The following is a 7,512-nucleotide window of genomic DNA, read 5'->3' on the forward strand; positions in this document are numbered from 1 at the left end:
TCTCGCGCATCCCGCACGGGCGCGAATACCTCATCCCCGCCAGCGAAAACACCCGCGGCCACAGCACCGTAATGCAAGCCAAACACTGGAAAGCAGAGTTGCAACAACTCTTGCAAAACGTCCCGAAACGCCACCCCTGAAATATTGACCGTTTCCTGCATATACGACCCCCAAAGCCCTTCCTGTCTGCGGGGACGAGGCAAAGAGGCGGAACAAGCGGAAAAATCCGCCGAACCCGTCGCCGAAATCATCCATGCCCGCCGCTGGATTGAAGAACAAATGCAAAAAGGAGGATTCACATGCTAGAAACACTCAAAGCCGACGTACTCAAAGCCAACCTCGACCTGCCGCGCCACGGTCTTGTCGTCTTCACCTGGGGCAACGTCAGCGGCATCGACCGCGAGCGCGGCCTCGTCGTCATCAAGCCCTCCGGTGTGGACTACGGCGTGATGACCGCTGATGACATGGTCGTCGTTGACCTCGCCAGCGGCAAAACCGTCGAAGGCAGCAAAAAACCCTCCTCCGACACCCCGACCCACCTCGAACTCTATCGCCAGTTCCCCGACATCGGCGGCATCGTCCACACCCACTCGCGCCACGCCACCATCTGGGCGCAAGCAGGCCGCGACTTGCCGCCGCTCGGTACCACCCACGCCGATTACTTCTACGGCGCCATCCCAGCCACCCGCCGCATGACGCCGGCAGAAATCGCGGGCGAATACGAATGGGAGACCGGCCGCGTTATCGTCGAAACCTTCCGCGAACGCGGCATCGAGCCGAACGACGTGCCTGCCGTCCTCGTCCACTCGCACGGCCCCTTCGCCTGGGGCAAAGACCCGCACAGCGCCGTGCATAACGCCGTCGTCCTCGAAGAAATCGCCTGCATGAACCTCTTCACTTGCCAGGTGAACCCCGCCGTCCCCGACATGCAGCAGGAACTGCTCGACAAGCACTACCTGCGCAAACACGGCAAGAACGCCTACTACGGGCAATAATCCATAACACAACACCCCGCTGCGGCGGGGTTTTTCATGCGACAGGCGGCACAGCGACGAAGTCCCGTGTCCCCCGCCGCCTGATGAAAACCGGCAGATGCTGCTGCGGGCGGTAGTAGCGCGCCTTCGTCGTAGCCGAAGACTTTTCCATACAAGGCAGTGTGCCGTTTCATGAACAGAGTGTTAGAATATGACCGTCCCGTAATGGACGGCTATTCCAAACCCTATCAACACACGGAGTTATTCATGCAATACCGGAACCTTCTCACCGCTGCCGTTACCCTCGGCATCCTTACCGCCTGCGGCGGCAGCAGTAATGACAACAATGATAACAAGACTGCGGCTGACCCCACGCCTCCGCGCCCTGCCAACATTACGCCGACAGAGTCCAGTGCTGCCCCGTCCGCCCCGTCAACAAGGGGGCCGTGGATCGTGCAGATCAATAACAATACCAATGACAACACCAGTCAGGACGACAGCGGCAACAACAATAACGGCAACAACAATAACGGCAACAACAATAACGGCAACAACAATAACGGCAACAACAATACCGATAACCTCAAATCGTATGAAAAGATCCGCGTTGGAGGCGTAGAAGTGCCAATCCTGCTGCCGGGCGCGCAAGCCGGTAGCGACGGCTTTTATGCAACCGATGTGGTGAATTCTTACAAAAGATTGGTGGGCATGGATTTGAGTTATGCCCGCTACGGCGTCATTGTCGATACCAGAACGGGTGGAAAAGTTGCCAGTTTCTCCCTGCCTGCCAATGACGAAGCCAACACTGCACGCGTCACTGTGCCGACTACGGGCAGCTTCTCATATGTGGGTAAAGCCGCACATTATGACACCGCGCAAGACAGCGTTAAGCGGGGAACTTCGTCGTTTATCGTTAATTTCGCCAACAAGTCATTAACGGGCGAGATAAGCGTTGATGGCAGAACCGATCCCGTCAAATTGGCGGCACAATTGGATTCCGCTGATAACAGCGCATTTCGTGGCACGCTGAATGGCGTGGAAACCCGGGGCGGTTTCTATGGCACGGGGGGCGCAGAAATTAGCGGGGTGTACAGCAAACCCACCACCAATCCCGATATAAGTGAATTTACCGGTGCCTTCGGTGCCAAAAAACAGCCATAAAGACGCAACCACACCAGACACCACATAGCCACAACGGGTGGTGGGAAGGGCCGGGTTCTTGATGGGATCCGGTCCTTTTTTTGAGGCGTTTATGGGGTGACCGGCAGGACACCGCCCGCTTATGCCCGTTTCTGGCGCATGCTATGATGCGCGGCCTCTTTGTAGTCCGCTCACATATGAATTACTGGTTGATGAAATCCGAGCCCGGCAATTTTTCGCTGGCCGATTTGCAGCGCCGTCCCGCGCAGACCGAGCCGTGGGACGGTGTGCGCAATTTCCAGGCACGCAATTTCATGCGGCAGATGCAGGTCGGCGATCAGGCGTTTTTTTATCATTCCAACGCCCGTCCCTCCGGCATCGTCGGCATTGTCGAGATTGTCCGCGCGGCGTATCCCGACCCGACGCAGTTTGACCCGGAAAGCCGTTATTTCGACGCGAAGGCGACGGTGGATGCGCCGCGCTGGGATTTGGTCGAGGTGAAATTTGTGCGCGCCTTCCGCCGCATCATCGCGCTGGAACAGCTGAAAGCGGTGCCGGCACTGGCCGATATGGCGGTGGTACGGAAGGGTAGCCGTTTATCGGTGATGCCGGTTTCGCCTGCGCATTGGCAGGTAGTGCTGGCACTCGCCGGGGCAGGGGAGGGCAGGGCATGACGGATACGGTCGTCCGCGTCGAGCACCTCACCTTCTCGCGCGGTGCGCGCAAGATTTTTGACGATGTGAGTTTTGCCGTTCCGCGCGGTGAGGTGGTGGCGGTGATGGGGCCGTCCGGCGCGGGCAAGACGACGTTGTTGCGCCTGCTGACCGGGCAGTTGCGCCCCGACAGCGGCACGGTCGAGGTGCTGGGCGAGGCAGTGCCGACGTTGCCCCGCGCCGCGTTGATGCGCCTGCGCCGCCGCATGAGCATGTTGTTCCAGTCCGGCGCGCTCTTTTCCGATATGTCCGTCGCCGAGAATGTCGCTTTTCCGCTGCGCGAGAAGACGCGGCTGGATCGCAAGCTGATTGATACAGTTACGGCGATGAAGTTGCAGCGCGTTGGCCTGCGCGGCGCGGCAGCGCTGATGCCGTCGGAATTGTCCGGCGGCATGGCGCGGCGGGTGGCGCTGGCGCGCGCCATCGCGTTTGACCCGGAGTTGATGTTTTATGATGAACCGTTTACCGGCCAGGATCCGATTTCGCTCGGCGTCCTCGCCCGCCTGGTGCGCGACTTGAATGACGGCCTGCGCATGACCAGCTTCGTGGTTTCGCACGATGTAGCGGAGGTGAGCCGGATTGCCGACCGCATTCTGCTGTTCGCAGGCGGTAAGTTGCTCGCCAATGCCGCCCCGGCGGCGGTGTATGCCAGCACCGACCCGCTGGTGCACCAGTTCATGCACGCCGAAGCGGACGGCCCGGTGGCCTATCATTATCCCGCCGCCGATTATGCGGCGGAATTATTGGAGCGGGTGAAGTGAAGGTTGTTGTGGATTTTCTCGCCGCCGTCGGCGCGACGACGCTGCGCTGTCTCGCCGCGTTGGGCAATTTTTCGCTGTTCGCCCTGCTTCTGCTGCGCCACTGCGCGGTGCTGCTGCGCAAGCCGCTGTTGACGCTGCGTGCCACTTACGGCGCAGGCGTGCTGTCGCTGCCGATTATTCTCGTCGCCGGACTGTTCGTCGGCATGGTGCTGTCGTTTCAGGCCTACACGACGATGGTGCGTTTCGGCGCGGAGCAGTCGCTGGGGCCGATGGTGGCGCTGTCGCTGATGCGCGAACTGGGGCCGGTGGTTGCGGCGCTGCTCTTCGCCGGGCGCGCCGGTTCGGCGATTACCGCCGAAATCGGCCTGATGAAGACGACGGAGCAACTGGCGGCGATGGAGATGATGGCGATTGAACCCGTCGCCCAGGTCGGCGTGCCGCGTTTTCTCGGCGCGCTTTGTGCCCTGCCGCTGCTGACCATCCTGTTCGTCGCCGTCGCCATTCTCGGCGCGCATCTGGTCGGCGTCGTCTATCTCGGCCTGGATGACGGCGTCTTCTGGTCGGGCATGCAGAACAGCGTCGATTTTATGAGCGACATCGCCCGAGGCATGTTGCTGAAAAGCCTGGTGTTTGGCTGGGTGTGTGCGGCGATTGCCGTCTATCAGGGCTTCAGCTGCCCGCCCACCGCCCGGGGCATGGCAAATGCGACCACCACCACCGTGGTGATGTCGTCGCTGGCCGTGCTCGGGCTGAATTTTGTCCTGACCGCGATGATGTTTGGAGGTTGAAGTGCAATCGAATCGCAGTGTATCCGTCTCCGTCGGCGTCTTTGTCTTGATGGCGCTCGCCGGCATCGTCTTCCTTGCCTTGCAGGCGAGCAACGCGCGTGGCTTCCGCCTGCACAAGCCCTATGAACTGGTGGCGCAGTTCGGCGACATCAGCGGTCTGTCGAAAAACGCCAAGGTCAGCATGGCCGGGGTGCAAATCGGCAAAGTGAAAAGCATCGCTTACGACCAGGAGGCGTTCAAGGCGACCGTCACCCTGCAAATCTCCGGCGAATACGACCGCCTGCCGCTCGACAGCAGCGCCGACATCCTCACCGCCGGGCTGCTGGGCGAGAAATACATCGGCATCGTCCCCGGCGGCGATCCGGAGACCTTACAAAATGGTGATACGGTTCGCTACACCGGTTCGTCTATGGTATTGGAGAAGCTGATTCAGCAGTTCGTCACGCAAATGTCCGCCAAAGACGATGGCGGCAACACCCCCACACCGGAGCAAAAACCATGAAAAAATTCCTCCTGACCCTCGCCCTCGGCGCCACCGCCTGTGCCGCCTTCGCTGCACAACCGACCACCGACGACGCGCGCGCCCTCGTCGAGCAGCAGGCGAAAACCGTCTTCACCAGCCTGAACGCCAACCAGGCGCGCTATCAGCGCGACCCCGCCGCATTCAGCGACCTCATCCGCAGCGAAGTCCTGCCCTACATGGATTTCGAGCTGATGTCGCAAGTCGTCCTCGGCCGCCACTGGCGCGATGCCAGCGCGCAGCAAAAAGCCGATTTCACCGCCGCCTTCCGCGATCTTCTGGTGCGCGTCTATTCGCGCGGCTGGACAAATTACGCCGGTACGCCGGTCGAAGAAGCGGTGAAAGTGTTGAGTGCCACGCCGGTGGACAAATACCAGCGCACCGACACCCGCATCCAGGTGCGCGACAAAAACGGCAAGCAGGCCATCGTCGTCTTCAGCCTGCGCTTCAAGAACGGCCAGTGGAAAATCTACGACGTCTCCTTTGAAAACGTCTCCATCCTGTCCAGCTACCGCAACAGCTTCGACAGCGAAATCAACCAGGGCGGGCTGGACAAACTCATCGCCAAAATCAAAACCATGAAGGGCGACGAAAAATGACCCTCGCCGCCCTCGGCACCCTGCACGACGGTGTGTTGCACCTGCACGCCGCGCTTACCGCCCGCAGCCTCGACGGCATTCCCTTCCGCGACGAAACCCTGCCCGACACTCTCACCGTGGACGGGCAGGCGCTGCAACAGGCCGACAGCATCGGCGTTGCCGCCCTCGTCTGGCTGGCGGGGCAGGCGCAGCGGCAACAGCGCCGCACCGTCTGGCAACATCTACCGCCCGGCCTCAACGAACTGCTCGCCCTCTACGAAATCGACCTGCCCACCATGAGCCAACCCGCCCCATGCAAGAAGAATTGATCACCGCCCGCATCAAGGCCGTCCTGCCCGACGCCGACATCTCGCTCACCACCTTCGATGGCGTGCATTACAGCGCCCACGTCCGCTCGGCGGGCTTTGCCGGCAAAAGCCGCCTCGAACAGCACCGCCTCGTCATGAACGCCCTCGGCGACATCCTCGGCAGCAACGAAATCCACGCCGTCGCCCTGAAAACCGAGGTCGCCTGATGGAACAGCTGAAAATACGCGGCGGCATACCGCTTAACGGCGAAGTCGCCATCAGCGGCGCGAAAAACGCCGTCCTGCCCATCCTCGCCGCCACCCTGCTCGTCGCCGGCGAAACCGTCATCGACAACGTCCCCCGCCTGCGCGACGTACACACCTTCATCAAAGTCCTGAACGCGATGGGTGCCAAGGCCGCCTTCACCGGCGACAATCAGGTTACGGTGGATGCGACCGACATCACCAACCCCGAAGCGCCTTACGACCTCGTCAAAACCATGCGCGCCAGCATTCTTGTGCTGGGGCCGCTGCTTGCCCGCTTCGGGCAGGGGCGCGTCTCCCTGCCGGGCGGCTGCGCCATCGGTGCCCGCCCCGTAGATCAGCACATCAAGGGCATGGAGGCACTCGGCGCGCACATTGACATCCACGAGGGCTACATCGAAGCCGGCGGCAAACTGCGCGGCAACCGCTATCTGATGGACGTCGTTACCGTTACCGGCACCGAAAACCTGCTGATGGCCGCCGTCCTCGCCGAAGGCACCACCATCCTCGGCAACGCCGCCTGCGAACCCGAAGTCAGCGACCTCGCCCACTGCCTGAACGCGATGGGGGCGAAAATCAGCGGCATCGGTACCACCACCCTCACCATCGAAGGTGTGTCCGCCCTCAAACCCGCGCGCTACACCACCCTGCCGGACCGCATCGAGACCGGCACCCACCTCATCGCCGTCGCCATCACCGGTGGCGACATCACCACCCGCCACACCCGCCCCGACCTGCTCGAAGCCGTCCTCGAAAAACTCGAAGCGGCAGGTGCGGAAATCACGCGCGGCAACGACCATATCCGCCTCGTGCAGCGCGGCCGCCCGCGCGCCGTCAGCATCCGCACCGCACCGTTTCCCGCTTTTCCGACCGACATGCAGGCGCAAATCATGGCGCTGAACACCGTCGCCCAAGGCAGCGCGACCATCATCGAAACCATCTTTGAAAACCGCTTCATGCACGTCCCCGAACTGGCGCGCATGGGCGCGGACATCACCATCGAGGGCCATACCGCCACCGTGCGCGGCGTCGCCAAACTGAGCGGTGCGCCGGTGATGGCGACCGACCTGCGCGCCAGCGCCTGCCTCGTCCTCGCCGCCCTCGCTGCCGAAGGCGAAAGCACCATTGACCGCATCTACCACCTCGACCGGGGCTACGACGCCATCGAAAAAAAACTGAGCGCGCTCGGTGCCGACATCCGCCGCATCCGCGCAGCGGAATAAGCCACCGAACGGCACAACTGTGCGCTCTTCCCCCACCTTTGGCGGGATTACGCTGCTTGGCAAAATCAGTATTTACACCGCTTGACATGAACAAATTCCTTTCCCCGCTTGCGGGGGAAAGTGGCCGAAGGCCGGAAGGGGGGGGAGATAAAAACCAGCAATTACGCCGCTTGGTGAGCCCAGTATTTACGCCGCTTATATATTCCGCATCGCGAGGAGTCAGCATAGTATGTTGATTTAAATC

General features: G+C 61.4%; 10 protein-coding genes and 1 pseudogene. All 11 read left to right on the plus strand.

The annotated features are described in order from the left end of the window. Positions 1-219: 219 nt before the first annotated feature. A pseudogene (locus Q0562_RS13690) lies at positions 220-306 on the plus strand (hypothetical protein); the annotation flags it as partial. Beyond that, positions 300-995, plus strand: coding sequence for an L-ribulose-5-phosphate 4-epimerase (araD, locus tag Q0562_RS00375; protein ID WP_298639672.1), 696 nt, complete (start codon positions 300-302; stop codon positions 993-995). The pseudogene Q0562_RS13690 and the gene araD, both read left to right, overlap by 7 nt. Positions 996-1,241: 246 nt before the next feature. Further along, on the plus strand, positions 1,242-2,135 hold the full coding sequence (locus tag Q0562_RS00380) for a transferrin-binding protein-like solute binding protein (RefSeq protein WP_298639674.1): 894 nt from the start codon (positions 1,242-1,244) through the stop codon (positions 2,133-2,135). A gap of 176 nt (positions 2,136-2,311) precedes the next feature. Continuing rightward, positions 2,312-2,788, plus strand: coding sequence for an EVE domain-containing protein (locus tag Q0562_RS00385; RefSeq protein ID WP_366144663.1), 477 nt, complete (start codon positions 2,312-2,314; stop codon positions 2,786-2,788). Further along, complete coding sequence (locus Q0562_RS00390; protein ID WP_298639676.1) at positions 2,785-3,588, plus strand: ATP-binding cassette domain-containing protein; 804 nt, start codon at positions 2,785-2,787, stop codon at positions 3,586-3,588. The genes Q0562_RS00385 and Q0562_RS00390 overlap by 4 nt, the downstream gene beginning before the upstream one ends. Then, positions 3,585-4,376, plus strand: a complete 792-nt coding sequence (gene mlaE / locus Q0562_RS00395; protein WP_298639677.1) for a lipid asymmetry maintenance ABC transporter permease subunit MlaE — start codon at positions 3,585-3,587, stop codon at positions 4,374-4,376. The genes Q0562_RS00390 and mlaE overlap by 4 nt, the downstream gene beginning before the upstream one ends. Before the next feature lies 1 nt (position 4,377). Then, a complete protein-coding gene (mlaD, locus tag Q0562_RS00400; RefSeq protein WP_298639678.1) occupies positions 4,378-4,878 on the plus strand; it encodes an outer membrane lipid asymmetry maintenance protein MlaD in 501 nt (166 codons plus the stop codon). Continuing rightward, positions 4,875-5,495, plus strand: coding sequence for a phospholipid-binding protein MlaC (locus Q0562_RS00405; RefSeq protein WP_298639679.1), 621 nt, complete (start codon positions 4,875-4,877; stop codon positions 5,493-5,495). Before mlaD ends, Q0562_RS00405 begins: the two co-directional genes overlap by 4 nt. Beyond that, positions 5,492-5,803 carry an STAS domain-containing protein gene (locus Q0562_RS00410; protein WP_298639681.1) on the plus strand — a complete coding sequence of 104 codons (312 nt, stop codon included), beginning with the start codon at positions 5,492-5,494 and terminating at the stop codon, positions 5,801-5,803. Before Q0562_RS00405 ends, Q0562_RS00410 begins: the two co-directional genes overlap by 4 nt. Continuing rightward, positions 5,788-6,009 carry a BolA/IbaG family iron-sulfur metabolism protein gene (locus Q0562_RS00415; RefSeq protein ID WP_298639682.1) on the plus strand — a complete coding sequence of 74 codons (222 nt, stop codon included), beginning with the start codon at positions 5,788-5,790 and terminating at the stop codon, positions 6,007-6,009. The genes Q0562_RS00410 and Q0562_RS00415 overlap by 16 nt, the downstream gene beginning before the upstream one ends. Next, a complete protein-coding gene (gene murA, locus Q0562_RS00420; RefSeq protein ID WP_298639684.1) occupies positions 6,009-7,268 on the plus strand; it encodes a UDP-N-acetylglucosamine 1-carboxyvinyltransferase in 1,260 nt (419 codons plus the stop codon). Before Q0562_RS00415 ends, murA begins: the two co-directional genes overlap by 1 nt. The last annotated feature ends 244 nt before the right edge of the window (positions 7,269-7,512 follow it).

It is taken from the genome of uncultured Cardiobacterium sp. (genome assembly GCF_938028825.1).
GTDB lineage: Bacteria > Pseudomonadota > Gammaproteobacteria > Cardiobacteriales > Cardiobacteriaceae > Cardiobacterium.

Excerpts from the sequence above, each read along its gene's own strand:
- araD (WP_298639672.1), top strand. The coding sequence starts at position 300 with ATGCTAGAAACACTCAAAGCCGACGTACTCAAAGCCAACCTCGACCTG.
- Q0562_RS00380 (WP_298639674.1), top strand. The coding sequence starts at position 1,242 with ATGCAATACCGGAACCTTCTCACCGCTGCCGTTACCCTCGGCATCCTT.
- Q0562_RS00385 (WP_366144663.1), top strand. The coding sequence starts at position 2,312 with ATGAATTACTGGTTGATGAAATCCGAGCCCGGCAATTTTTCGCTGGCC.
- Q0562_RS00390 (WP_298639676.1), top strand. The coding sequence starts at position 2,785 with ATGACGGATACGGTCGTCCGCGTCGAGCACCTCACCTTCTCGCGCGGT.
- Q0562_RS00405 (WP_298639679.1), top strand. The coding sequence starts at position 4,875 with ATGAAAAAATTCCTCCTGACCCTCGCCCTCGGCGCCACCGCCTGTGCC.
- Q0562_RS00410 (WP_298639681.1), top strand. The coding sequence starts at position 5,492 with ATGACCCTCGCCGCCCTCGGCACCCTGCACGACGGTGTGTTGCACCTG.
- Q0562_RS00415 (WP_298639682.1), top strand. The coding sequence starts at position 5,788 with ATGCAAGAAGAATTGATCACCGCCCGCATCAAGGCCGTCCTGCCCGAC.
- murA (WP_298639684.1), top strand. The coding sequence starts at position 6,009 with ATGGAACAGCTGAAAATACGCGGCGGCATACCGCTTAACGGCGAAGTC.